This window comes from Cupriavidus sp. 21MJTG02-4 (assembly GCF_057798975.1).
In genome coordinates this window covers 145,814-168,277 of the sequence record NZ_JBYOJP010000009.1, presented here as the reverse complement: position 1 = coordinate 168,277, position 22,464 = coordinate 145,814, and the positions used below count along the sequence as shown (strand labels likewise).

The 22,464-nt window shown below is 66.4% G+C and carries 22 protein-coding genes; 15 read left to right on the top strand and 7 right to left on the bottom strand.

The features are described 5' to 3' along the window. Positions 1 to 79 precede the first annotated feature (79 nt). Complete coding sequence (locus tag AC3FKH_RS19340; protein WP_488677442.1) at positions 80 to 1,660, top strand: fatty acid--CoA ligase; 1,581 nt, start codon at positions 80 to 82, stop codon at positions 1,658 to 1,660. Between the two features lie 84 nt (positions 1,661 to 1,744). Here the strand turns inward: AC3FKH_RS19340 and AC3FKH_RS19335 are convergent, their stop codons facing one another. Further along, positions 1,745 to 2,737, bottom strand: a complete 993-nt coding sequence (locus AC3FKH_RS19335) for a Bug family tripartite tricarboxylate transporter substrate binding protein (RefSeq protein WP_488677441.1) — start codon at positions 2,735 to 2,737, stop codon at positions 1,745 to 1,747. Positions 2,738 to 2,879: 142 nt separating this feature from the next. Then, positions 2,880 to 3,974 carry a porin gene (locus AC3FKH_RS19330; RefSeq protein WP_488677440.1) on the bottom strand — a complete coding sequence of 365 codons (1,095 nt, stop codon included), beginning with the start codon at positions 3,972 to 3,974 and terminating at the stop codon, positions 2,880 to 2,882. Positions 3,975 to 4,480: 506 nt separating this feature from the next. On the opposite strand from AC3FKH_RS19330, the gene AC3FKH_RS19325 reads away from it, so the two are divergent. The 14 genes from AC3FKH_RS19325 to AC3FKH_RS19260 all read left to right on the top strand — a co-directional run bounded on the left by AC3FKH_RS19325 (position 4,481) and on the right by AC3FKH_RS19260 (position 18,118). Then, the gene (locus AC3FKH_RS19325; protein WP_488677439.1) at positions 4,481 to 5,371 is read left to right on the top strand and encodes an alpha/beta fold hydrolase; all 891 of its coding nucleotides are present in this window, start codon (positions 4,481 to 4,483) and stop codon (positions 5,369 to 5,371) included. A gap of 211 nt (positions 5,372 to 5,582) precedes the next feature. Then, on the top strand, positions 5,583 to 5,888 hold the full coding sequence (locus tag AC3FKH_RS19320; protein WP_488677438.1) for a recombinase-like helix-turn-helix domain-containing protein: 306 nt from the start codon (positions 5,583 to 5,585) through the stop codon (positions 5,886 to 5,888). Positions 5,889 to 5,932: 44 nt separating this feature from the next. Then, on the top strand, positions 5,933 to 6,997 hold the full coding sequence (locus AC3FKH_RS19315) for an aromatic ring-hydroxylating dioxygenase subunit alpha (protein ID WP_488677437.1): 1,065 nt from the start codon (positions 5,933 to 5,935) through the stop codon (positions 6,995 to 6,997). After that, positions 6,990 to 7,760, top strand: a complete 771-nt coding sequence (locus AC3FKH_RS19310; protein ID WP_488677436.1) for an SDR family oxidoreductase — start codon at positions 6,990 to 6,992, stop codon at positions 7,758 to 7,760. The genes AC3FKH_RS19315 and AC3FKH_RS19310 overlap by 8 nt, the downstream gene beginning before the upstream one ends. A 40-nt stretch (positions 7,761 to 7,800) precedes the next feature. Further along, entirely contained in the window at positions 7,801 to 8,337 is a 537-nt protein-coding gene (locus AC3FKH_RS19305; RefSeq protein WP_483712189.1) for a cupin domain-containing protein, read from the top strand. Positions 8,338 to 8,383: 46 nt separating this feature from the next. Further along, positions 8,384 to 9,238, top strand: a complete 855-nt coding sequence (locus AC3FKH_RS19300) for an IclR family transcriptional regulator (protein ID WP_483732851.1) — start codon at positions 8,384 to 8,386, stop codon at positions 9,236 to 9,238. A gap of 5 nt (positions 9,239 to 9,243) precedes the next feature. Continuing rightward, entirely contained in the window at positions 9,244 to 10,047 is an 804-nt protein-coding gene (locus AC3FKH_RS19295; RefSeq protein WP_488677435.1) for an SDR family oxidoreductase, read from the top strand. Beyond that, the gene (locus AC3FKH_RS19290) at positions 10,040 to 11,746 is read left to right on the top strand and encodes a thiamine pyrophosphate-binding protein (RefSeq protein ID WP_488677434.1); all 1,707 of its coding nucleotides are present in this window, start codon (positions 10,040 to 10,042) and stop codon (positions 11,744 to 11,746) included. The genes AC3FKH_RS19295 and AC3FKH_RS19290 overlap by 8 nt, the downstream gene beginning before the upstream one ends. A 12-nt stretch (positions 11,747 to 11,758) precedes the next feature. Next, the gene (locus tag AC3FKH_RS19285) at positions 11,759 to 12,565 is read left to right on the top strand and encodes an aspartate dehydrogenase (RefSeq protein WP_488677433.1); all 807 of its coding nucleotides are present in this window, start codon (positions 11,759 to 11,761) and stop codon (positions 12,563 to 12,565) included. Between the two features lie 41 nt (positions 12,566 to 12,606). Beyond that, entirely contained in the window at positions 12,607 to 14,082 is a 1,476-nt protein-coding gene (locus AC3FKH_RS19280) for an aldehyde dehydrogenase (protein WP_488677432.1), read from the top strand. A 22-nt stretch (positions 14,083 to 14,104) separates the two neighbouring features. After that, positions 14,105 to 15,073 (top strand): VOC family protein, encoded by a 969-nt coding sequence (locus AC3FKH_RS19275; protein WP_488677431.1) that lies wholly within the window; start codon positions 14,105 to 14,107, stop codon positions 15,071 to 15,073. 32 nt (positions 15,074 to 15,105) lie between these two features. Then, the gene (locus tag AC3FKH_RS19270; protein WP_488677430.1) at positions 15,106 to 16,062 is read left to right on the top strand and encodes a PDR/VanB family oxidoreductase; all 957 of its coding nucleotides are present in this window, start codon (positions 15,106 to 15,108) and stop codon (positions 16,060 to 16,062) included. A 170-nt stretch (positions 16,063 to 16,232) separates the two neighbouring features. Then, positions 16,233 to 17,669, top strand: a complete 1,437-nt coding sequence (locus AC3FKH_RS19265) for an MFS transporter (protein WP_488677518.1) — start codon at positions 16,233 to 16,235, stop codon at positions 17,667 to 17,669. 107 nt (positions 17,670 to 17,776) lie between these two features. Continuing rightward, the gene (locus AC3FKH_RS19260) at positions 17,777 to 18,118 is read left to right on the top strand and encodes a zinc ribbon domain-containing protein YjdM (protein WP_488677429.1); all 342 of its coding nucleotides are present in this window, start codon (positions 17,777 to 17,779) and stop codon (positions 18,116 to 18,118) included. A 143-nt stretch (positions 18,119 to 18,261) separates the two neighbouring features. Here AC3FKH_RS19260 and AC3FKH_RS19255 read toward each other — a convergent pair whose 3' ends face one another. The 5 genes from AC3FKH_RS19255 to dctP all read right to left on the bottom strand — a co-directional run bounded on the left by AC3FKH_RS19255 (position 18,262) and on the right by dctP (position 22,359). After that, positions 18,262 to 18,774 (bottom strand): lipocalin-like domain-containing protein, encoded by a 513-nt coding sequence (locus tag AC3FKH_RS19255; RefSeq protein ID WP_488677428.1) that lies wholly within the window; start codon positions 18,772 to 18,774, stop codon positions 18,262 to 18,264. 52 nt (positions 18,775 to 18,826) lie between these two features. Beyond that, entirely contained in the window at positions 18,827 to 19,132 is a 306-nt protein-coding gene (locus AC3FKH_RS19250) for a panthothenate synthetase (protein ID WP_488677427.1), read from the bottom strand. A gap of 352 nt (positions 19,133 to 19,484) precedes the next feature. Continuing rightward, a complete protein-coding gene (locus AC3FKH_RS19245; RefSeq protein WP_488677426.1) occupies positions 19,485 to 20,777 on the bottom strand; it encodes a TRAP transporter large permease in 1,293 nt (430 codons plus the stop codon). Next, positions 20,774 to 21,334, bottom strand: a complete 561-nt coding sequence (locus AC3FKH_RS19240) for a TRAP transporter small permease (RefSeq protein ID WP_488677425.1) — start codon at positions 21,332 to 21,334, stop codon at positions 20,774 to 20,776. Before AC3FKH_RS19240 ends, AC3FKH_RS19245 begins: the two co-directional genes overlap by 4 nt. Then, on the bottom strand, positions 21,331 to 22,359 hold the full coding sequence (dctP, locus tag AC3FKH_RS19235) for a TRAP transporter substrate-binding protein DctP (protein ID WP_488677424.1): 1,029 nt from the start codon (positions 22,357 to 22,359) through the stop codon (positions 21,331 to 21,333). Before dctP ends, AC3FKH_RS19240 begins: the two co-directional genes overlap by 4 nt. Between the last annotated feature and the right edge of the window lie 105 nt (positions 22,360 to 22,464).

Genomic DNA, 22,464 nt, shown 5'->3' with positions numbered 1-22,464 from the left:
CCGGCCACGCTGATTCCGCAGGGGAATGCTGCGGCCCGGCCTGGCCGGGCCGTTTTTACAAGAGAAGGGGGAGACGTCGATGGATTTCAGCTATCTGGCCACGCTGCCTCAGGCCGTGCGCCACTTTGCCGGCCTCAGGCCTGACGCGGTCGCTTACGCGTTCGAAGGCCGCCAGACCACCTATGCCGAGTTCGAGCGCAACACCAGCCGCGTCGCGCAGGCATTGCTCGCGGCGGGCGTGCGAGCCGGCGACCATATCGGCTACGTCGGCAAGAATTGCGACCACTACTTCGAAGCCTGGATCGGCGCCGCCAAGATGGGCGCGATCATGACGCCGGCAAGCTGGCGGCTGGCACCGCCCGAGGTGGAATTCATCATCGGCCACTGCGACGCCGTGCTGCTGCTGGTGGGGCCGGAATCCGCGGCGATGGTGCAGGGTTTGCTGCCGGCGCTGCCGATGGTGCGCCAGGTGGTCGCGATGGAGGCCGGTGGCAACCCGGACTGGCCGGTCTATGCGGACTGGCGCGACGCGCAGCCCGCCACGTTGCCGGACCACCAGCCCGACGCCCATGACGTCGTGCTGCAGCTCTATACCTCGGGCACGACCGGGCGCCCCAAGGGTGCCATGCTGACCCACCGCAACCTGACCATCGGCACCGAGGTCAGCGAGCGCGAATCGATTCCCTGGTCGCACTGGACCGCGGACGATATCTCGCTGGTGGCGATGCCGGTGGCGCATATCGGCGGCTCGGGCTGGGGCCTGCGCAACCTGCTGTCGGGCGCCAAGGGCGTGGTGGCGCGGGAGTTCGATCCGCGCGCGGTGCTCGACTTCATCGAGCAGGAGCGCATCAGCAAGCTGTTCATGGTGCCGGCCGCGATGCAGATCGTGCTGCGCGACCCGCGTGCGCGCGCGGTGGACTATTCGCGCCTGAAGTACCTGCTGTACGGCGCGGCGCCGATTCCGGCGGCGTTGCTGCGCGAGGGCATCGAGGTCTTCGGCTGTGGCTTCGTGCAGCAGTACGGCATGACCGAAACCACGGGCACGATCGTGGCGCTGCCGCCGGAAGACCACACCACGGAGCAGGTGCCGCGCATGCGCGCGGCCGGCAAGCCGCTGCCCGGCGTGGCGCTGAAGGTGGTGGACTACGAAGGGCGCGAACTGGCGCCGGGCGAAGTGGGCGAGGTGGTGATCCGCTCCGCGCACAATATGTCCGGCTACTGGAAGCAGCCCGAGGAAACCGCACGCACGATCGATGCCGATGGCTGGCTGCGCACCGGCGATGCCGGCTACCTCGACGCCGAGGGCTATCTCTACATCCACGACCGCGTGAAGGACATGATCATCAGCGGTGGCGAGAACGTGTATCCCGCCGAGGTGGAGAGCGCCATCTACGGCCATCCGATCGTGGCGGACGTGGCCGTGATCGGCGTGCCGGACGAGAAGTGGGGCGAGGCGGTCAAGGCCATCATCGTGCTCAAGCCGGGGCAGGGCGCGGACCTCGACAGCATCATCAGCTGGACCCGGCAGCGGCTGGCCGGCTTCAAGGTGCCGAAGAGCATCGACTTCGTCGAAGCCCTGCCGCGCAACCCGTCGGGCAAGCTGCTGCGCCGCAAGCTGCGCGAGCCGTATTGGGAAGGCATGGGGCGGCAGGTCAACTGACTATCGGCCTGCACCAGCAAGAAGGGCCCGGTTCCGCGAGGAACCGGGCCCTTCGATTTTCTGCGCGCGCGATCGCGGTGCGCGTCAGTCGGCCTGGATATTGAACTCCTTGACGATCTTCGTATAGCGCGCCGTGTCGGCAGTCAGCAACTGCTGCAGCACCGCAGGCTCGCCGCCCTTCGGGGTGACGGCGATGGTGGCCATGCGCGCCACGACGTCGGGCATCTTCAGGATCTCGTTGATGTGCCCGTTGAGCGTGCGCACGAGTTCCGGCGACATGCCCTTCGGCCCCAGCAGCGCCTGCCAGGCGCCGATCTCCACGTCCTTGTAGCCCTGCTCGGCCAGCGTCGGGACATTGGGGGCGAACGGCGAACGCTTCTGGTCGGCCACCGCGATCGGGACGAGGCTGCCGTTGCCGACATACTGGGCCACCGCGCCATAGGTGACGAAGGTCACCGGCACCTGTCCGCCAAGCACGTCGACGATGGCCGGGGCCAGGCCGCGGTATGGCACCTGGTTGATCTTCACGCCGGCGGACTTGTTGAACAGCTCGCCCATGATGTGCATCGGCGAGCCATTGCCCGGCGTGGCATAGGTTTCCACCTTGCCTGCCTTGGCCCGCGCGACCAGGTCGCTGACCTTGGTGATGCCGGTGCCCTTGTTCACCACCACGAACAGCGACTGCGTGCCGATCTGCGAGATCGGCGTGAAGTCGCGCTGCACGTCGTAGCTGGCGCCCGTGCCGGGCTTGAGCACCAGCGGCGCGATGGCAACCGTGTTCGGTGCCAGCAGCAGCGTGTAGCCGTCCGGATTGGCACGCGACACATAGGCGCTGCCGATGGTGCCGGCCGCGCCGGTGCGGTTCTCGACCACGATCGATTGCTTCAGGCGCGGCGCCAGCTTCTCGGCGAACAGGCGGGCCAGCACGTCGACGTCGCCGCCGGCGGGGTAGGCGACCACGATGGTGATCGGCTTGTTGGGATAGGCGCCCTGGGCCAGGGCGGTGCCGCCGGCGAACAGGGCGGCGGTGCCGGCAGCGATGGCGGTGGCAAGGACTTTCCGGCGTGCAGACTTCATGGTGGACCTCTGAAAACTGGAGTCCGGCGCATCGGGCATGCGCGCGGACGATGGCAAGTGAGTGCTTCAGGTCAGCCGCGCGGCGTGCTGGCGCAGGGGCCAGCGCGGTCGCCGCACGGACTGTGTCGTGCCAACGCGGTGCTTAGAAGATGTGCTTGATGCCCAGCATGGTGCCGAACTGGTTGGCACCCGGCTTCGGGTTGGAGCCCGGCGAGCCGCCGCTGACGGACGAGGCCAGCTGGCCGCCGTTGTCGATAAAGCCGGCGGTCGCATACACCGAGGTGCGCTTGCTGAACGAATACGTGCCGCGCACCGCGTACAGCCAGGCCTTGTTGTCGCTGCCGTGGTAGTTCAGGTAGTAGACCTGGCCGGCCAGGTTGACCGCGGGCGTGATGTCGTAGGACGCGCCGGCGTAGTACAGGTCGCTGATGCGGGTTGCGCTGCCTTCGTTGTCGCGGCGCAGCCAGCCGGCACCGAGCTTGGTGCGCGACAGGATCATGTAGCCGCCCACCGACAGGCGGTCGTCGGTCAGGTTGCTGTTGGTCAGGCCGGCGAACGCGCCGGGACCGCCGCGTTGCGAGTCATACGCGGTATGCACGCCCCACCAGTTGGTCGCGTACTGGATCATGGCGGACCACTCGCGGCAGGCCTTCTTGTCGGCCGCGTTTTCGCCGGCGCAGTTGGTACCGCCCGGGCTCGGGCCGGCATTGACCGCGTCACGGCCGAAGCTGTACGTCGCGCCAACCGTCACGCCGCCGAAGGTGCCCTTGTACGAGACCGAGTTATCGGCGCGCGTGTTGGGCAGGTAGCTGTCCAGCGAACCCGAGCCGTAGACGTTGGGGCCCAGGATATCGCTGTCGAGCGTGGCCCAGAACAGCATGGTGTACTGGCGGCCGAACGAAAGCTGGCCATACTGGTTCGACAGTCCCACCAGCGCCTGGCGGCCGAACAGGCGGCCGCCCTGGTTGGCGCTGCCCGTGTCGGGCGCGAAGCCCGATTCCAGCACGAACAGGCTCTTCAGGCCGCCGCCGAGATCCTCGCTGCCACGCAGGCCCCACCGCGAGGGGACGGTCGCGGTGTTGTTGGGCACGCGCGTCAGGCCATAGCCATTGGCGCCGACATTGTTGACATACTCGACGCCGGTATCGACCACGCCGTACAGCGTGACCGACTGGGCCGAGGCCAGCAGGGGGGAGGCTGCAAGCAGGCCTGCTGCAGCGATTCGTGCAAGTTTCATCTACCGTTTCCTTCCTGGTTCCGTCTTCTAATCGTTCTGGCTCGTTCTGTCCTTGGGGCGGATGCTGCAAATCTCTAAAGATGCGCTTTCAGCCGCTTTAACGTTTCATATATAAAACATCAAACAACCTAAGAAACGTTGAACGAAATATAGCCGGGCTTTTTCGTGGTAGTGAGGAGGGTTATCCCTACTGAGGCCTGTGTGCGACGCAACCGCCAGGGCGAAGGCGGCACACGAGCGCGTGTCACGCGTGGGTTGGGTCCGCACGCAGTACTGCTGTCGGCAGCCGCGGCGACATCCCGGCCGTCATCCAGCAAGGCACGCCAGTAAAGCCTTCGCGGGCCGAAGCCGGCCATGACCACCGGCGAAAGCGCCGTCGCAGCGCATGCACCGGACCGGCTCGTCCACATTGGGTCAGATCCAGGACCTGTCGTTAACCCTGATCCTCATGCAGCAGACCAGCTTCTATAGTCATAAGGTTTCATTTGCAAACGATGGTTTTATATATGGAACAAAATGACCGTGAAGATTCATGCTCCCGGGTTCAGGGCATGCTGGACGCGCTAGACAACGGGTTTGCGGAACGCGTCGCGCAGGTCGGTGATGGCGCGCAGGTCGCCTATCGGAGCGGCGGCAGCGCGGGGCCGGTGATCGTGCTGCTGCACGGCATCAGTTCCGGGGCGGCCTCATGGCTGCCGTGCGCCAGCCTGCTGGCCGCGCACGCGCGCGTGCTCGCGTGGGATGCGCCGGGCTATGGCGATTCGTCGCCGCTGGCGCAGTCGGCGCCGAAGGCCTCGGACTATGCGGCGCGCCTGCGGGAATGGCTGCGGGCGCTGAACGTGCGCCCCGACCTGATCGTCGGCCATTCGCTGGGCGCGTTGATGGCGGCGGCCTATTTGGCCGGCGCGGATGACGGCGGGTTGCCCGCGCAATTGCTGCTGCTGAGCGTGGCGCAGGGCTATGGCGGGCCAGGCAAGGAAGACAAGGCGCGCGAAGTCGCGCGGCAGCGGCTGGATGCGCTCGCGTCACTGGGCGTGGAAGGTCTGGCCGAGCGCGGACCCGCGCGGCTGCTGAGCGAAACCGCCGACGACAGCGCGCAGGCCTGGGTGCGATGGAACATGCGGCGCCTGCGTCCGGATGGCTATCGGCAGGCGGTGGCCATGCTGTGCGGGGACGACATCGATGCCTACCTGGCAAAGCGCCCGACATCCGTGCCCGTGCAGATTGGCTGCGGCAGCCGGGACATCGTCACCACGCCCGTGGCCTGCGGCATGCTGGCGGAGCGCTTCGGCCTGCCATTCGCACCAGTGCCCGATGCGGGGCACGCCTGCTACATCGACCAGGCTTCCGCCACGGCCCGCCTTATCCGCGGCGCGCTGCCAGCGGCTGTCCGCTAATCCTTCCCTGGCCGGGGCGACGCCCCGGCAGCACTTTCCGCATTTCACGGGTTAACCCCAGTCTATTTTTGAATCATCGTTGTCTATAGTCGTACCTGTGTTCAATATCTAAACCAGTGTTTCATTAGTAAAACAAAACGCAACGTGACCTGAAACGGGTCGCAGTGTGATGAAACCGGTCCCCATGCAGGCAGAAATGGAGCAAAGCGCAATGGATAGCCTCTCGTACAACCCCAACCTGGTTCCCTGGGAGCGTCCGGCCCCGAACAACGTCGCGGGCAAAGGCCGCATCGAGCAGCCGGGCAAGGTAGCCAACATCGTCTGGCAGACCCGCGCCGACGCGCCTTCGGCCTACGAGAACGCACTGGGCGACGCGCTGGAAGCCGCGTTCGAAGGCGGCGCGCAATCGCCCGCCGACATCGTGCGCGCCTTCAATGCCACCAACTTCCTGTGCCTGGACGGACAGGCCTGGACCGAAGAGCGCTTCCTGGCCGAAATGCGCCGGCTGGGCGCCTGAGCGCCGCCAGCCAGACCGACAAGCCCAGAGCCCGAGAGACAAAGATGGAATCGAACAAGCAAGCCCGCGCCGAAGCCCGCCTGAACAGCGGCCTGCGCAACTACTGGTACCCGGTCACCGCCTCGTGGGCCGTGACGCATGCCCCGATCGGCATCACGCGCCTGAGCCAGAACATCGTGCTGTGGCGCGACAACGCCGGCCAGGTCCACGCGCTGGAAGACCGCTGCCCGCACCGTGGCGCCCGCCTGTCGATGGGCTGGAACCTGGGCGACCGCGTCGCCTGCTGGTACCACGGCGTGGAAGTCGGCGGCGACGGCCAGGTCAAGAGCGTGCCGGCCGTGGACAGCTGCCCGCTGGAAGGCCGCACCTGCGTGCGCAGCTACCCGGTGCAGGAACAGGCCGGCGCGATCTTCCTGTGGTTCGGCGACCAGGCCCCGCAAGAGGGCGAGGGCAGCCCCGACGTGTTGCGCCTGCCCGAGGAGCTGGTCAGCGACGATCACAGCAACTTCCTGTGCGTGGCGCACTGGGACTGCAACTACCGCTACGCCATCGACAACGTCATGGACCCGATGCACGGCGCCTACCTGCACGCCGTGTCGCACTCGATGGCCTGCGGCGAGAAGTCGGCCACGATGCAGATCCGCGAAACCGACCACGGCCTGATCTTCGAGAAGGTCGGCCAGCGCGGCGTCAACTTCGACTGGGTGGAATTCGGCGAGACCGGCACGCTGTGGCTGCGCCTGGCGATTCCGTACCGCGACAAGGTCGGCCCTGGCGGCCCGTTCGGCATCGTCGGCATGGCCACGCCGGTCGACGAGGACCACTGCATGGTGTTCTTCTGGCGTACCCGCCACGTGCAGGGCTGGCAGCGCGATGTCTGGCGCTTCCTGTACCGCAACCGCCTGGAGCAGCTGCACTGGGACGTGCTCGAGCAGGACCGCGTGGTGCTCGAGTCGATGGCGCCGCAGGCGCGCGACCACGAAATGCTGTACCAGCACGATGCCGGCATCACGCGTGTGCGCCGCCTGCTGAAGCGCCGCGCCGACCAGGAGATCGCCGACGAGCCGGTCGCCATGCTGAAACCCGCGGGGGTGGCCAGCCATGGCTGATACGCAGAACAGCAAGCTGCTGGCCGGGCGCAAGGTGCTGGTCACCGGCGCGGCGCGCGGACTGGGCCTGGCCTTCGCCAGGTCGCTGGCCGAAGCCGGTGCCACGGTGGCCATGGCCGACATCCTGGCCGAACGCCTGCAGCAGGAAGCCGAAGCGCTGCGCGCACGTGGCTTCAAGGTGGTGGCGGTGCCGGTGGACCTGTCCGACCCGGCATCGATCCAGGCTTGCGCCGACGCCGCCGTCAAGGGCCTGGGCGGCCTGGACGGCCTGGTCAACAACGCCGCCGTGACCGATTCCGGCGGCCGTGACGCCAGCGCCATCGACATCGCCACCTGGGACCGCGTGATGAACGTCAACGTGCGCGGCACCTGGCTGATGACCACCGCCTGCCTGCCGGCGCTGAAGGCCAGCGGCCGCGGCGCGGTCATCAACCTGGCCTCCGACACGCCGCTGTGGGGCGCGCCCAACCTGCTGGCCTACGTGGCGAGCAAGAGCGCCATCATCGGCATGACCCGCTCGCTGGCGCGCGAACTGGGCCGCGACCAGATCACCGTCAACGCGGTGGCGCCGGGCCTGACGCTGGTGGAAGCCACCGAATACGTGCCCCAGCACCGGCACGACCTGTATCGCGAGCAGCGCGCCATCCAGCGCGAACAGCTGCCCGACGATGTCTGCGGCGCGGTGCTGTTCGCGCTGTCCGATCTTGCCCGCTTCGTGACCGGCCAGACGCTGGCGGTCAACGGCGGCTTTGTCATGCACTGATCCACCGATCCACCGATCAACTGAAACCGAAGGAATCCAGATGAGCGACCTGTCTCAACCAGCAAACATCAAGCGTTCGTGGGAACAACCGGAAGACGCTTCGTTCGACCAGTGGATGGAAAGCCGCGTGGCGCGCTTCTCCACGCGCAAGTACGACTGGGACGCGCTGAAGTTCCAGGCCGACTACGACCCGAAGTACCGCCGCGCGCAGATGCGCTACCTGGGCACCGGCGGCACCGGCGTGGCCGCCGACACCAACACCGTGCCGTCCGAGCACTTCACGTTCTCGACCATGATCATCCCGGCCGGCCATGAAGGCCCGATGCACATCCACACCGACGTGGAAGAGGTGTTCTTCGTCATGCGCGGCAAGATCAAGCTGGTCCTGGAAAAGGATGGCGAGCGCTTCGAGACCATCCTGACCGACCGCGACCTGGTCTCGGTGCCGCCCGGCGTGTACCGCGAGGAAATCAACATCGGCGATGAAGACGCGCTGATGTGCGTGATGCTGGGCGCCCAGAAGCCCATCACGCCGACGTACCCGCCCGAGCACCCGCTGTCGAAGATCAAGCGCTGATGCGCGCGCCCGCCCGCACGCCGCGCCATAAACAGGTACCCAGGCCATGACCGCACTGCAATCCGCCGCCACGCAGAACGCCGCCGAGTTCCCGGACAAGTACATCGTCCCGGGCCTCGAGCGCGGCCTGCGCCTGCTCGGCGAGTTCAACAGCAAGGACCGCGCGATCTCGGCGGCCGAGCTGGCGCGGCGCCTGCAGGTGCCGCGCTCGACGGTGTTCCGCCTGCTGACCACGCTCGAGATGCTCGGCTTTGTCGAGCGCGCCGAGGGCGGCCGGGACTTCCGCCTGGGCATGGCCGTGCTGCGGCTGGGCTTCGAATACCTGGCGTCGCTGGAGCTGACCGAACTGGGCCGCCCGCTGCTGGAGCGCCTGCGCGACGAGATCGGCTATCCGTCCAACCTGGTGGTGCGCGACGGCCGCTCGATCGTGTACGTGGCCAAGGCGGTATCGCCGCGCCCGTTCGCCAGCACGGTGAATGTCGGCACGCGGCTGCCCGCGCATGCCACGGTGCTGGGCCGCGTGCTGCTCGAAGACCTGTCGCTCGACGAGCTGCGCGCGCTCTACCCGGAGCCGCGGCTCGAAGCGTTCTCCGAGCGCACGCCGGCCAGCGTGGAAGCGCTGTACGAACTGGTGCAGCACGACCGCGAGCGCGGCTATGTGCTGCACGAGGGCTTCTTCGAATCGAGCATCTCCACCATCGCGGCGCCGGTGCGCGACCGCACCCGCAAAGTGGTGGCGGCGCTGGGCGCGACCATTCCGGCCGCGCACATCGATCCGGCGCAGCTGGACTCGATGGTGGAAAAAGTCAGGGAAACCGCGGGCGAGCTGTCGCGCCTGCTGGACTACCGGCCGTCGCCGAAAGGCACAGGCGGCAAGGTCGTGAATCTGTATCGGGAGTGAGGACAATGTCCATGATTGAACTCGACGGCAAGGTTGCCGTTGTCACAGGCGGGTCCTCCGGCATCGGGCTGGCGACCGTCGAACTGCTGCTCGAAGCGGGCGCCGCGGTGGCCATGTGCGGCCGCGACGAAGCTCGCCTGCGCAGCGCCGAAGCGAAGCTGCGCGAGACGTTCCCCGGCTGCCGGCTCTTTGCCGCCACCTGCGACGTGCTCAAGCCCGAACAGGTCGCAGCGTTTGCCGCCAACGTGCAAAGCACGCTCGGCAACGCCGACATGCTGGTCAACAACGCCGGCCAGGGCCGCGTCTCGACCTTCGCGAACACGGAAGATGCGGCGTGGATGGAAGAACTGCAGCTCAAGTTCTTCTCCGTGATTCACCCGACCCGCGCGTTCCTGCCACAGCTCGAACAATCGGGGCAGGGCGCCGTGGTCTGCGTCAACTCGCTGCTCGCGCAGCAGCCCGAGCCGCACATGGTCGCCACGTCGGCCGCGCGTGCCGGCGTGCTGAACCTGGTGCGCTCGATGGCCACCGAATTCGCGCCCAAGGGCGTGCGCGTCAACGGCATCCTGATCGGGCTGGTTGAATCCGGCCAGTGGCGCCGCCGCTTCGATGCGCGCCCCGAAGAAGACAAGCACCTGGACTGGGCCGCGTGGACCGCGCGCCTGGCCCAGCAGAAACATATTCCCCTCGGCCGCCTGGGCCTGCCCGTCGAGGCAGCCCGCGCCATCCTGTTCCTTGCCTCGCCGTTGTCTTCGTACACCACGGGCAGCCATATCGATATCTCCGGAGGACACTCCCGTCATGCCTAATCAACACCAGTACGAACAACAGCAAGTCACCGTGGGCTGCGCCATCACGGCGTTCCTCGAACAGTGCGGCGTCAAGGCTGCCTTTGGCGTGATCTCGATCCACAACATGCCGATCCTCGACGCCATGGGCGAGCGCGGCAACATCCGCTTCGTGCCGGCACGCGGCGAAGCGGGCGGCACCAATATGGCCGACGCCTGCGCCCGCACCACGGGTGGCCTGGGCGTGTGCCTGACCAGTACCGGCACCGCCGCCGGCAACGCCGCGGGCGCCATGGTCGAAGCCCTGACCGCTGGCACGCCGATGCTGCACATCACCGGCCAGATCGAAACGCCGTACCTGGACCAGAGCCTTGCGTACATCCACGAGGCACCGGACCAGCTCACCATGCTGAAGGCCGTGTCGAAGGCCGCCTTCCGCGTGCGCAGCGCCGACACCGCGATCAGCACCATCAAGCTGGCCGTGCAGACCGCGCTGACGGCGCCGACCGGCCCGGTCAGCGTGGAGATCCCCATCGACATCCAGGCCGCGCTGATCGACATGCCGGCCGACCTCAAGCCGCTGCCGGTGCCGCAACACCAGCCCTCGGCGCACGCGCTCGACGCACTGGCCGAGCGCCTGGCCAAGGCCAGGCGCCCGATGCTGTGGCTGGGCGGTGGCGCACGCCACGCCAGCAAGCAGGTCAAGCGCCTGCTCGACCTGGGCTTCGGCGTGGTCACCAGCACGCAAGGCCGCGGCATCGTCGCGGAAGACGATCCGCGTTCGCTCGGCGCGTACAACCTGCACAAGCCGGTGGAGCAGTTCTATCAAAGCTGCGACGCGATGCTGGTGGTCGGCTCGCGCCTGCGCGGCAATGAAACGCTGAAGTACGAACTGAAGCTGCCGCGTCCGCTGCTGCGCATCGATGCCGATCCGGCCTCCGAAGGCCGCTGCTACCAGAGCGACTACTTTGTCAGCGGCGACTCCGCGCTCGCGCTGGACGCCCTGGCCGATCGCCTGGAGGGCCGCATGCAGATCGATCCGGCCTTCGCCGGTGACCTGCGCCGCGCCCACGACACCGCGGTGAACGCGCTGATCGACGGTCTGGGCCCGTACTCGGCCCTGGTGCAGGCGCTGCAGCAGGCCGTGGGCCGCAACTTCAACTGGGTGCGCGACGTGACCGTGTCGAACAGCACCTGGGGCAACCGTCACCTGCAGATTTTCGACTCGCGTGCCGGCGTGCATGCGCTGGGCGGCGGCATCGGCCAGGGTCTGGCGATGGGTATCGGCGCAGCGGTGGGTGCAGCCGCAACCGCTTCGGGCAAGAAGACCTTCACGCTGGCTGGCGATGGCGGCTTCATCCTGAACCTCGGCGAGCTGGCCACGGCGGTGCAAGAGCGCGCCGACATGGTCATCGTGCTGATGAACGACAAGGGCTATGGCGTGATCAAGAATATCCAGGACGCGCAGTACGGCGGCCGCCGCCACTATGTCGACCTGCATACGCCCGACTATGCGCAGCTGTGCCAGTCGCTGTCGCTGCGCCATCGCCGCGTGAGCAGCCTGGACGAAGTTGGCGCCGCGCTGCAGGAAGCGACGGCCGAGGCAGGTCCGTTCATGCTGGAGATCGACATGCTGTCGATCGGCAGCTTCAAGACCGTGTTCGCCGGCCCGCCGGTGAACAAGCAGGCGCCGATCGCCGCGCCGGCCACGACCGCCTGAAGGGAGATGTCCATGCTGCATGTGTCCATGGTGGGATGCGGCGCGATCGGCCGCGGCGTGCTGGAACTGCTGAAGGCGGATCCGGATGTTGCGTTCGACGTGGTGATCGTGCCGGAAGGCCAGATGGCCGAAGCCCGCGACGCGCTGTCGGCGCTGGCGCCCAACGTCCGCGTGGCGACGCGGCTGGCCGACGGTGAGCAGCGCCCCGACCTGCTGGTCGAGTGCGCGGGCCACCAGGCGCTGGAAGAGCACATCATCCCGGCGCTGGAGCGTGGCATCCCGTGCATGGTGGTGTCGGTCGGCGCGCTGTCGGAGCCGGGGCTGGTCGAGCGGCTGGAAGCTGCCGCGCGCCGAGGCAACACGCAGGTGCAGCTGCTGTCCGGTGCGATCGGCGCGATCGACGCGCTGGCCGCGGCACGCGTGGGTGGCCTGGACGAGGTTGTCTACACCGGCCGCAAGCCTGCGCGCGCCTGGACCGGCACGCCGGCCGCCGAGCTGTTCGATCTTGATGCGCTGACGGAGACCACGGTGATCTTCGAAGGCACCGCGCGCGACGCGGCCCGCCTGTACCCGAAGAACGCCAACGTGGCGGCGACGGTGTCACTGGCCGGCCTCGGGCTGGACCGCACCTCGGTGCGGCTGCTGGCCGACCCGGATGCGGTGGAGAACGTGCATCACATCGAAGCGCGCGGCGCCTTCGGCGGCTTCGAGCTGACCATGCGCGGCAAGCCGCTCGCGGCCAATCCAAAGACTTCGGCGCTGACGGTGTTCAGCGTGGTGCGCGCGCTGGGCAACCGGGCGCACGCGGTATCGATCTGACCAGCACCAGCCGGCCCCCACAGACCAAGCAGGCAACGACAATGAAGACGCAAGAAGTACTCCCCATCTGTATCGCAGGCGAATGGCGCCTGGGGACCGGCGACCGCTACGCGACGCGCTATCCGGCCACCGGTGAAGTGGTGGCCGAACTCAACGCCGCCAGCCTGGCGGATGTCGAAGAAGCGGTGCAGGGCGCGCAGCGCGCGTTCGAGACCAGCGGCTGGGCGAAGCGCAAGCCGCACGAGCGTGCCGCCGTGCTGTACCGCGTGGCCGAGCTGATCCGTGCGCAATCCGAGCCGCTCGCGCAGCGCCAGCGCCTGGACAACGGCAAGCCCATCAGCGAAACGCGCGCCCTCGTCGCCAGCGCCGCCAGCACCTTCCAGTTCTTCGCCGCCGCTTGCGAAACGCTGGAAGAGACCATCACCCCCCAGCGAGGCGAATGCCTGACCATGAGCGTGTACGAGCCCATGGGCGTGGTGGCCGCCATCACGCCGTGGAATTCGCCGATCGCCAGCGAAGCGCAGAAGATGGCGCCGGCACTGGCTGCCGGCAACGCCGTGGTGGTCAAGCCCGCCGAAGTGACGCCGCTGATGGCGCTGGAACTTGCTCGCATCTGCGAGGAAGCCGGCGTGCCCAGGGGCCTGATCAGCGTGCTGCCCGGCAAGGGTTCGGTCATCGGTGACGCCATCACCAAGCATCCGCTGGTGCGCCGCGTGTCGTTCACGGGCGGCACCACCACCGGCAAGCACATCGCGCATATCGCGGCCGACAAGATGATGCCGGTGTCGCTGGAACTGGGCGGCAAGTCGCCGACCATGGTGTTCGACGACGCCGACCTGGACCACGCGGTGAACGGTGTGCTGTACGGCATCTTCAGCTCGTCGGGCGAATCGTGCATCGCCGGTTCGCGCCTGTTCGTGGCGCGCTCGCAGTACGAGCCCTTCATCGAGCGCCTGGCTGCCGGCGCCGCGCATCTGCGCGTGGGCGACCCGGCCGATGAACGCACCCAGATGGGTCCGCTGATCACCGACCGCCACCGTGATTCGATCGAATCCTATGTCGCCATGGGCGTGCAGGACGGCGGCCAGCTTCGCACTGGCGGCCTGCGCCCGGAGGTGGCCGGACTGCCCAATGGCTACTTCTATACGCCGACCATCATCGAAGGCCTGGACAACCAGGCCCGCATCGCCCAGGAAGAAATCTTCGGGCCGGTGCTGGTGGCGATTCCGTTCGATGACGAGGACGACCTGATCGAGCAGGCCAACGACAGCGTCTACGCACTGGCGGCCGGCATCTGGACGCGCGACTACAAGCGCGCCTGGCGCGTGGCACGTGCCGTGCAAGCCGGCAATGTGTGGATCAACACCTACAAGCAGTTTTCCATCTCCGCGCCGTTCGGCGGCTGGCGCGACAGCGGCCTCGGGCGCGAGAAGGGAAGGCTGGGCATCCTGCAGTACATGGAGCAGAAGAGTGTGTACTGGGGCCTGAACGAACAACCGCTGCCGTGGGCCAACTGAGCCCGGCACGCAGGAGAGAACCATGATCAAGGTATTGGGAATCGACGAGATCGTCTACGGTGCGGATGACTTTGACGCGTGCCGCGGCTTTTTCGGCGACTGGGGCCTGACCATCAAGCGCGACGACGCGCAGGGCCTGGATTTCGAAACGCTCAACGGCTGCCGCGTACTGGTGCGCCGCATCGACGACGCCACGCTGCCGCCTGCCATCGAGGCCGGCCCGACGCTGCGCGAAGTGGTGTGGGGCGTGGATAACGAAGCCTCGCTGGCCGGCATCCGCGACCGCATCGGCAACGAGCCGACCTTCGTTTCGCTGGATAACGGCGCACGCATCGGCTGTACCGATCCGAACGGCCTGGCCGTGCGCTTCCAGGTCACGCGCAAGCATGACGTGCAGGTCGAATGCGCGCTGATGAACACGTGGAACGACAAGCCGCGCCTGAACCAGCGCAGCCCGATCTACGAACGCGCCATCCCCATCGAAGTGGGCCACGTCGTGTTCTTCGTGAAGGACGTGAAGGCCACCGAGCGCTTCTACGTCGAGAAGTTCGGCTTCGTGCCGTCCGACCGCTACCCCGACCGCGGCGCCTTCCTGCGCTGCGCGGCCGAGGGCGGCCACCACGACCTGTTCCTGCTGCAACTGCCGGAGCCGAAGGCCGGCATCAACCACGTGGCGTTCACCGTGCGAGACCTGCACGAAGTCTTCGGCGGCGGCATGCATATGTCGCGCAAGGGCTGGGACACGCAGCTCGGCCCGGGCCGCCACCCAATCTCGTCGGCCTACTTCTGGTACTTCAAGAATCCGGCCGGCGGCCTGATCGAGTACTACGCCGATGAAGACCAGCTCGACGAACACTGGGAGCCGCGCGCGTTCGAGCCGGGACCGACCATGTTTGCCGAGTGGGCGATCGAAGGCGGCATCGACGGCAACACGCGCCGCCAGAAGAACGCTGGCGGCCCGGCAGGCAAGTTCCTGACCGAGAAGCGCTGAACGCGAACGTTAGAGCAAACGAAGGAAGAGACATGAGTGCCCACAAGACCCTGACGATGCGAGTCCAGGCCATGCGCTACGAAGCGCGCGGCATTGTCAGCCTCGAGCTGCAAGATCCCGACGGGGCCGCGTTGCCCGAATACGGTCCGGGCGCCCATATCGACCTGCACCTCGGCAATGGCCTGGTGCGCAGCTACTCGCTGTGCGGCGCGCCGGAAGTGCGTGACCGCTACACCGTAGGCGTGCTGCTCGATCGCAACAGCCGCGGCGGTTCGCGCTTTGTGCACGAGCAGCTGCGCGTGGGCGCGACGCTGACCATCGGCGCGCCGCGCAACAACTTCGAACTCGATGAAAGCGCCGCGCATACGGTGCTGGTGGCCGGCGGCATCGGCGTCACGCCGATCGTCTGCATGGCGCGCCGGCTGGCTGAACTGGGCCGTCCGTTCACGCTGGTGTACTGCGCGCGCACGCGTGCCGAGGCGGCCTTCATCGAATCGCTTTCGGCCTATGGCGACGCCGTGCGTTTCCACTTCGACGATGAAGCGGGCGCGCCGCCGGACCTGAAGACGATGCTGGCCGGGCAGGATGCGCAGACGCATCTGTACTGCTGCGGCCCTGGCCCGATGCTCAATGCGTTCGAAGCCGCGTGCGAGGCGCATGGCTATCCGAACGTCCATATCGAGCGCTTTGCCGCCGATCCGTCGACCGAGGCGGTGCAGGAAGGCGAATACGTGGTCCAGCTGTCGCGCACGGGTTCGCTGGTCAAGGTGCCGTCGGGCAAGTCGCTGCTCGATGCCCTGCTCGATGCCGGCCTCGATGTCGAGCACAGCTGCCGCGAAGGCGTGTGCGGGTCTTGCGAGACCGCCGTGCTGGAAGGCTGTCCCGACCACCGCGACAGCGTGCTCAGCAGCAGCGAGCGCGCGTCCAACAAGACCATGATGGTCTGCGTGTCCGGCTGCAAGGGCAGCCGGCTGGTGCTGGACCTGTAGGTCCGCATCCGACGGCGGGGCCTGCGGGTCTCGCTGGCGCTTCACCGTGCGCCTGCGAGCGCAAACGAAGCCCTTCGTGCCGTGGCGCGAGGGCTGACTGCCCCCGAAAGCATTAGAAGAGAAGCACCGTGTTGATACAGAGACAAGACACCGCGTCCCCCGGCGCGCAGATGGCGGCCAGCGCCAGTATCGTGACCGCGGCCGAAGGGGCCGCCGGCATCGCCGACAGCCGCAGCGCCAGCGCTGTGGGCGACACAGGCGGGATCACACGAGGCAACATCATCGCCCGTATCGAGCGCATGCCGGGCAATGCCATGCATATCCGCGCGCGTTTGCTGATCGGCCTGGCGACGTTCTTCGACGGCTTCGATGTCATCGCCATCGCCGCCACGCTGCCGCTGCTGATCGCCAAGTGGTCGCTCACGCCGGGCCAGATCGGCTTCCTGATCGCGGCGCCGTCGGTGGGCCAGCTCGTCGGCGCGCTGGTGTTCCCCGCGCTGGCGGAACGCTTCGGCCGGTTGCGCTCGATCGGCTGGAGCGCAGGCATCATCGGCCTGATGAGCATTGCGTGCGGCTTCGCGCCATCGTTCGAGATCTTCGCGTTGCTGCGCATCGTACAAGGGCTGGGCCTTGGCGGCGAACTGCCCGTGGCAGCCACCTACATCAACGAAGTCACGCGCGCGCATGGCCGCGGCCGCTTCGTGCTGCTCTACGAGGTGGTGTTCCCGATCGGCCTGATGGTGTCCAACGGCGTGGGCGCCTGGCTGGTGCCGCATTACGGATGGGAGGTGATGTACTTCCTGGGCGGCGTGCCGCTGGTGCTGTTCTTCATCCTGCGCCGCGTGATTCCCGAATCGCCGCGCTGGCTGGCGGAGAAGGGCCGCATGGCCGAAGCCGACAGCGCGCTGCGCGCGTTCGAAGCGCGTGCCCGTACACCGCTGCCGCCGCCCGGTGATACCAGTGCCTTTGACAACATGGCGCACCATCCGCGCCGCCGTGTTCGCGACCTGGTCAGCAAGGCCTATATCGGCCGCACGCTGGCGGTGTGGATGCTGTGGGCAACTTGCGGGTTCATCCAGTATGGGCTGTCGACCTGGCTGCCCACCATCTACAAGACCGTGTACCACGCGCCGCTGCAACTCGCGTTGAACCTTGCTGCGGGGGCTTCGGTACTGGGTGTGGTCGGCTCGCTGGTGTGCGCGATGATTGTCGACAAGGTTGGCCGCAAGCCTGTGATCAACGTCTCGTTCCTGCTGTGCGCGTTGTCGCTGGTGCTGGCCGGTGTATTCCATGCTTCGTCGGTCTATGTCGTGGCAACCCTCTGTGCGTTCTCGATGGGCTTTCTCGCTTGCGGCTTCATCACGGCGTACGTCTATACGCCGGAGCTGTACCCGACCAGCGTGCGCGCCATGGGCTGCGGGCTTGGCGGTGCGTGGCTGAAGCTGGCAGCCATCTTCGCGCCCTCGCTCATCGCCGGCACCATCGGCAGCGGCGATCTCAGCAGTGCCTTCCTTGCGCTGGCCGCGGTGCCGTTCCTGGCGGCGATTACCGTGCACTTCCTTGGCATCGAGACCAAGGGGCAGGTGCTGGAAGAACTGGAGGTTTGAGTTGCAGGGCGATGAGCCGGGTCTCCGCTCGACCTGATAGTGCCGGGCGATCCCGGTCGGGCAGGGCGGTATACTCCCGGCTTTCGCCACGACCATACGAATTACCCATGAGCGCGTTGCCCGCCTGCCCGAAATGCCATTCCGAGTTCACTTATGAGGACGGCAGTCTGTATATATGCCCGGAATGCGCGCATGAATGGTCGGCGCAGGCAGCGACGGCAACCGAAGCGGAAGTCAGGGTTTATCGCGATTCAGCGGGCAATGTCTTGCAGGATGGCGATACCGTCACGGTCATCAAGGATCTCAAGCTGAAGGGATCGGCCGGTGTGATCAAGATGGGCACCAAGGTAAAGGGTATCCGGCTGGTCGACGGCGACCACGATATCGATTGCAAGATCGATGGCTTTGGCGCAATGAGCCTGAAGTCGGAGTTCGTCCGGAAGGTGTGACGAAATCGGCGGGTAACAGTGGGTTACCCAGCCGTCCCGGTTGCACAAATGGCGCTCACGCCTCGTGTCACAGACCCTGGCATCCAGGCCGCCTGGAATGCGAGGGGTGCGTCTTCGGGTTGTCTCATCTGCAGATGCCAGGTTTATTTGGCTCGCTTTAGCACGACCTCTCCGGAGCCGCCTCCGGAGGCGGCAGGCGTGGTCCACCTGAGTTGATCTCCCGAAAGAACAAAGGGCCTGCGCTGCTCGACCCCATTCCAGTTCGGGAATGTGCTCGCATCGATGTGAAAGGTGATGGTCTTGTCAGCTTCGTTGATGACGTACGTGCCAAAGTGGGCGATGGAACCTTGTCCCATGGCGCGATACTCCTCCGCACTGCCTTTCATTCGATCGTTGGAGCCATACTTGGGCAAGTCGCTGCGTGAATTCACCAGCGCGTAGTGGCCATGGCCGTCAAAGATCACAAGACCCTGGGGGTTGGGCCCGTACATTGGCGTGCGGCTCCCGTCGGGGCGGACCGTGTCGACCGAGACATAGGTCCATGCGCCGGCCAGTTGCTGATCCAGTGACGCTTGGCCCAATGCAAGGCCCGATTGAAGCAGGAGGCCCAGAAGCGCCAATCGTGGAATGGTGGTAAGGATGTGGGTGTGCTCCATGGACCTGCCCCTGTCGCAAAGTGGGCTATAGCGGCAAATGGCTAATCGCTGATTACGCCCACTTTTTCCCTAGCGCTTCCAGACCAGCCTTTTGCAGATCCTCCGGGCTCATCACAATGCGGAACTTGCAGTTGGCCTGGAAGTTGAGAAAGAAAGGCTCCGCAAAAGCAGGAACGTCGGATGGGTTTTCGACGTTGATCACGAAGACACCGCAGCGCATTCCCTCTTGCTCGGTAAAGAACACCGCTTCCGGTTTGATCGCTTCCAGGATACGCCCGATGATCTCGCCCACCTTCCCGCTTCTGACGAGGGAGTTGAAGGGCTCATGAGGGAATTCGACTGTGAGTAGCATCTTCATGATTCACCTTCCTCATTTATCGTTGGCTGCGCCGCGGCCAGACGTTTGCCTCAGGCACTCGAACTGGCTCTGGCTCAGCGGCCCATTGAGCACGGCGGGTGGGAAGATCGATGCCGTGAGTGGCGGGGGCGTCGATACTACAAGATAGCACCGGCCACCGGGAAAGCCAGTTGTCGGCCCATCCCGCCAGGTCCGCGTTGGGCCGTGGCCGACCCGTTATCGCCCTTCGATCCCGAGTCGCAGGAAGCTGACACGGAGAAAGTGGCCGCGGCGCTCCTTGTCGCGACATCAGACGTCGATCGCCTTGCCGCAACGCCGGATTACAGGATGCGCGGCTTTGCTCCGGCGATGATTAACGCATCAATCCCACTAACCCGAGAGCGATGCCGGGCACGAGGATGACGAGCACCAGCGCAATCACATTAGCGGCCAGGAAAGGGATGGTTCCCCGGAAGATGGTGCTGATCGACAGCTCCGGAAGCATGGTCCTGACCATGAAGATATTCATGCCGACCGGCGGATGGATCATGCCAATCTCCATCATCATCGCCACATAGATCCCGAACCAGATCATGTTCGCGCCGAGCGGCTGCACGATCGCGGCGAACACGGGGATGGTCAGCAGCATCATGGCCAGTGCCTCCATCAGCGAGCCGAGGACGATGTAGATGCCGGTGATCACCACGATCACGCCGAGCAGCGGCAGGTGCATCGACTGGATCCAGTCGACCAGTGTTCCCGTCAATCCGGAAAGCGTGATGAAGTTGGCGAAGACCATGCCGCCAAACGCGATCGAGAAGATCATGGCCGTGGTCTTGCCGGCTTCCACCAGGGATTCGAGCAGCGTGGCGAAGGTCAGCTTGCGGCGGATACCGGCGAACACCAGCGCGCCCGTTGCACCGATGCTGGAGGCCTCGGTTGCCGTGAAGATGCCGCTGTACAGGCCTCCGACCACCAGCAGGAACAGCACCAGGACGCCCCAGATCTTGCCCGCTTTGCGAAAGCGCGTGGACCACGACGCGCGGTCTCCGGGCGGCCCCTTGCTCGGATCGCGCCGGACCGTCCACCAGATCGACAGCAGGAAGAGCGTGCCGAGCAGCAGGCCAGGCCCGATCCCCGCGATGAAGAGCTTGCCGATATCCTGGTCGGTCAATACGCCGTAGATCAGCAGAGGAAAGCTCGGGGGGATCAGCGCGCCGAGCGTGCCGCCGGAACTGACGCATCCCGCGGCCAGGCTGTCCGCGTAGCGGTGCCGGCGCATCGGCGGCATTGCCACCTTCGTCATCGTGGCGGCCGTGGCGATCGAGCTGCCCGACATGGAGGCGAAGCCCGCGCACGCAAGGACCGTCGCGTGCGCCAGGCCACCACGCAGGTGGCCGATCCACGCATTGGCCGCGTCGTACAGTTCTTCGGCCAGATCGGCCTTGTAGATGAAGGTGCCCATCAGGATGAACATCGGCAGGACCGACAGGTTCTCGTTGGCCGCAAGGTCGGCGATGGTCATGCCAGCCATCGCCAGTGCCGGTTCGAGGCCACGTATCAGGGCGAAGAACCCGACCCCCACGCTCAGCATGGAGAAGCCGAGCGGCACACCCGCGAAGGCGAACAGCAGGACGGTGAGAAAGCCTAGCAGTGCGAGCGTCATGATGCCTCCCGGTGACGCGGAAACGACCGAAGATGTTGCAGGGCCAGCAGGAGCAGGACCAGCAGCGTGACCGCCGACAGTGCGCTCATGAAATAGCTCAGCGGCGAGAGCGGCCATTCGAGCACGGTGGTGGTGATCTGGTTCTCGGCGAGGTCCGCGCCGTCGGCGGCCAGTTGGAGCGACATGATCGCCACCGCCGTGATGCTCACCAGCAGGACGAATGCCTGCTGCAGCCATGTGGCCAGCTCGCCAAGCTTGTCCTGCAGGATGTTCACGGTGATGTGCTGGCGGCTCAGCGTGACCAGGGGGAACGCGGAGAAGATCAGGATGGCCATCGCGAAGCGCACCATCTCGGCGGCGCCTCGGATCGGCGCGGCAAGCCAGTAGCGCATGAAGACGTCGCCGAACGTCAGCATCATGATGAAGCACAGCGCCAGGGCCACGATGCCACCCAGCGCGCGCTGCAGCCAGCGGGCTGCCCAGCCGAGCTGAGGCGCCGAGCCAGCCGAGCCCATTTCCGCGACTGTCGCGGTCGCGGCGGAGTCATGGAGTTTCATTGGGCCTCCTTGAGCGCCTGCTCTCGATAGAAACGAAGGGCACCCTCGCCATCCACGTCGCGGCGGGCCGCGGCGGCGAGCCACTGCGCCTCCATCGGCCTGGCGAGCTCGGTCAGCTCGGCCAGGAATGCGGAAGGTGGCGTGACAAGCTTCAGTCCGCCGGCGACGGCGTCGGCACGTGCCTGGGCGTTCGCCTGGTCAATGACGCGCATGCGCCGCGCGAACACTTCTCCCGACAAGGCGCTGATCGCCTTGCGGTCAGCTTCGGAGATCGAATCCCACGCCGCCTTGTTGACGAAGAAGGAAAAGCTCGGGGCGGTGATGCCGCCGGGGATGATCGTTTCGGACCGCGCATAGCGCGCCACGTTGAAGCGGGTGGCGTCCATGTCGGGAATTCCGGCGAAGCCATCGACCGTGCCGCCCGCCACCAGCTCGCTCATCTTCGCTGCCGGCGTGGCCACGACACCGGCACCGGCGTGGTCCATCAGGTTGGCCGCCACCCCGGGCAGCGCCCACAGCTTGATGCCCTGCATGCCCTGGCGCGAGGTAATGGGCTGCTTGAGGCTGTAGAGTTCGCCCGCCGGAAACACCACCAATGCCAGCAGGTGTACGTCGCGATACTCGCCGGCCTGGCTGAAGAACTTCTCATGTGTGCGCCACAGGGCCACCGACATGCCGGCCGCTGTGGTCGAGCCGAGCGGCAGGTGCGCAAGCTGGGGCAGGGTGACGCGGTTCTGGATCAGGCCGTTGAAGATGTAGGCGCCGTCGACGATACGCTTGCGGACCACGTCCCATTGCTGCTGCGGGGATCCGACGCTGGTCGGCGGGTAGACGATCCTGACCCGGCCTTCGGTCACCCGCTCCACGTCCTGCGCCCACGGCTTCATCACCGCGACATTGAAGATGTGCTGGGGTGGCAGAAAGGCACTGACGACCAGGGTGGTGGTGGCGCGCGCCGTGGCAGGCAGCGCCAATGAAAGTGCCGGCAGCAGCGCCGTCACGATCCATGCGATCCATCTCGGCATGGTGTCTCCTGTCTCTCGGTTCTTGTGTCGTGGCCGGCAAGAAGGAATGGGGGCGCCGGCCCGTCGCCGTGGCCGCGAAAGCAGCCCTGACAGGTTGAAACATAG

What these genes read in the sequence shown, in the direction of transcription:
- AC3FKH_RS19340 (WP_488677442.1), top strand. Translation starts at nt 80, where the DNA reads ATGGATTTCAGCTATCTGGCCACGCTGCCTCAGGCCGTGCGCCACTTT.
- AC3FKH_RS19335 (WP_488677441.1), bottom strand. Translation starts at nt 2,737, where the DNA reads ATGAAGTCTGCACGCCGGAAAGTCCTTGCCACCGCCATCGCTGCCGGC.
- AC3FKH_RS19330 (WP_488677440.1), bottom strand. Translation starts at nt 3,974, where the DNA reads ATGAAACTTGCACGAATCGCTGCAGCAGGCCTGCTTGCAGCCTCCCCC.
- AC3FKH_RS19325 (WP_488677439.1), top strand. Translation starts at nt 4,481, where the DNA reads ATGGAACAAAATGACCGTGAAGATTCATGCTCCCGGGTTCAGGGCATG.
- AC3FKH_RS19320 (WP_488677438.1), top strand. Translation starts at nt 5,583, where the DNA reads ATGGATAGCCTCTCGTACAACCCCAACCTGGTTCCCTGGGAGCGTCCG.
- AC3FKH_RS19315 (WP_488677437.1), top strand. Translation starts at nt 5,933, where the DNA reads ATGGAATCGAACAAGCAAGCCCGCGCCGAAGCCCGCCTGAACAGCGGC.
- AC3FKH_RS19310 (WP_488677436.1), top strand. Translation starts at nt 6,990, where the DNA reads ATGGCTGATACGCAGAACAGCAAGCTGCTGGCCGGGCGCAAGGTGCTG.
- AC3FKH_RS19305 (WP_483712189.1), top strand. Translation starts at nt 7,801, where the DNA reads ATGAGCGACCTGTCTCAACCAGCAAACATCAAGCGTTCGTGGGAACAA.
- AC3FKH_RS19300 (WP_483732851.1), top strand. Translation starts at nt 8,384, where the DNA reads ATGACCGCACTGCAATCCGCCGCCACGCAGAACGCCGCCGAGTTCCCG.
- AC3FKH_RS19295 (WP_488677435.1), top strand. Translation starts at nt 9,244, where the DNA reads ATGTCCATGATTGAACTCGACGGCAAGGTTGCCGTTGTCACAGGCGGG.
- AC3FKH_RS19290 (WP_488677434.1), top strand. Translation starts at nt 10,040, where the DNA reads ATGCCTAATCAACACCAGTACGAACAACAGCAAGTCACCGTGGGCTGC.
- AC3FKH_RS19285 (WP_488677433.1), top strand. Translation starts at nt 11,759, where the DNA reads ATGCTGCATGTGTCCATGGTGGGATGCGGCGCGATCGGCCGCGGCGTG.
- AC3FKH_RS19280 (WP_488677432.1), top strand. Translation starts at nt 12,607, where the DNA reads ATGAAGACGCAAGAAGTACTCCCCATCTGTATCGCAGGCGAATGGCGC.
- AC3FKH_RS19275 (WP_488677431.1), top strand. Translation starts at nt 14,105, where the DNA reads ATGATCAAGGTATTGGGAATCGACGAGATCGTCTACGGTGCGGATGAC.
- AC3FKH_RS19270 (WP_488677430.1), top strand. Translation starts at nt 15,106, where the DNA reads ATGAGTGCCCACAAGACCCTGACGATGCGAGTCCAGGCCATGCGCTAC.
- AC3FKH_RS19265 (WP_488677518.1), top strand. Translation starts at nt 16,233, where the DNA reads ATGGCGGCCAGCGCCAGTATCGTGACCGCGGCCGAAGGGGCCGCCGGC.
- AC3FKH_RS19260 (WP_488677429.1), top strand. Translation starts at nt 17,777, where the DNA reads ATGAGCGCGTTGCCCGCCTGCCCGAAATGCCATTCCGAGTTCACTTAT.
- AC3FKH_RS19255 (WP_488677428.1), bottom strand. Translation starts at nt 18,774, where the DNA reads ATGGAGCACACCCACATCCTTACCACCATTCCACGATTGGCGCTTCTG.
- AC3FKH_RS19250 (WP_488677427.1), bottom strand. Translation starts at nt 19,132, where the DNA reads ATGAAGATGCTACTCACAGTCGAATTCCCTCATGAGCCCTTCAACTCC.
- AC3FKH_RS19245 (WP_488677426.1), bottom strand. Translation starts at nt 20,777, where the DNA reads ATGACGCTCGCACTGCTAGGCTTTCTCACCGTCCTGCTGTTCGCCTTC.
- AC3FKH_RS19240 (WP_488677425.1), bottom strand. Translation starts at nt 21,334, where the DNA reads ATGAAACTCCATGACTCCGCCGCGACCGCGACAGTCGCGGAAATGGGC.
- dctP (WP_488677424.1), bottom strand. Translation starts at nt 22,359, where the DNA reads ATGCCGAGATGGATCGCATGGATCGTGACGGCGCTGCTGCCGGCACTT.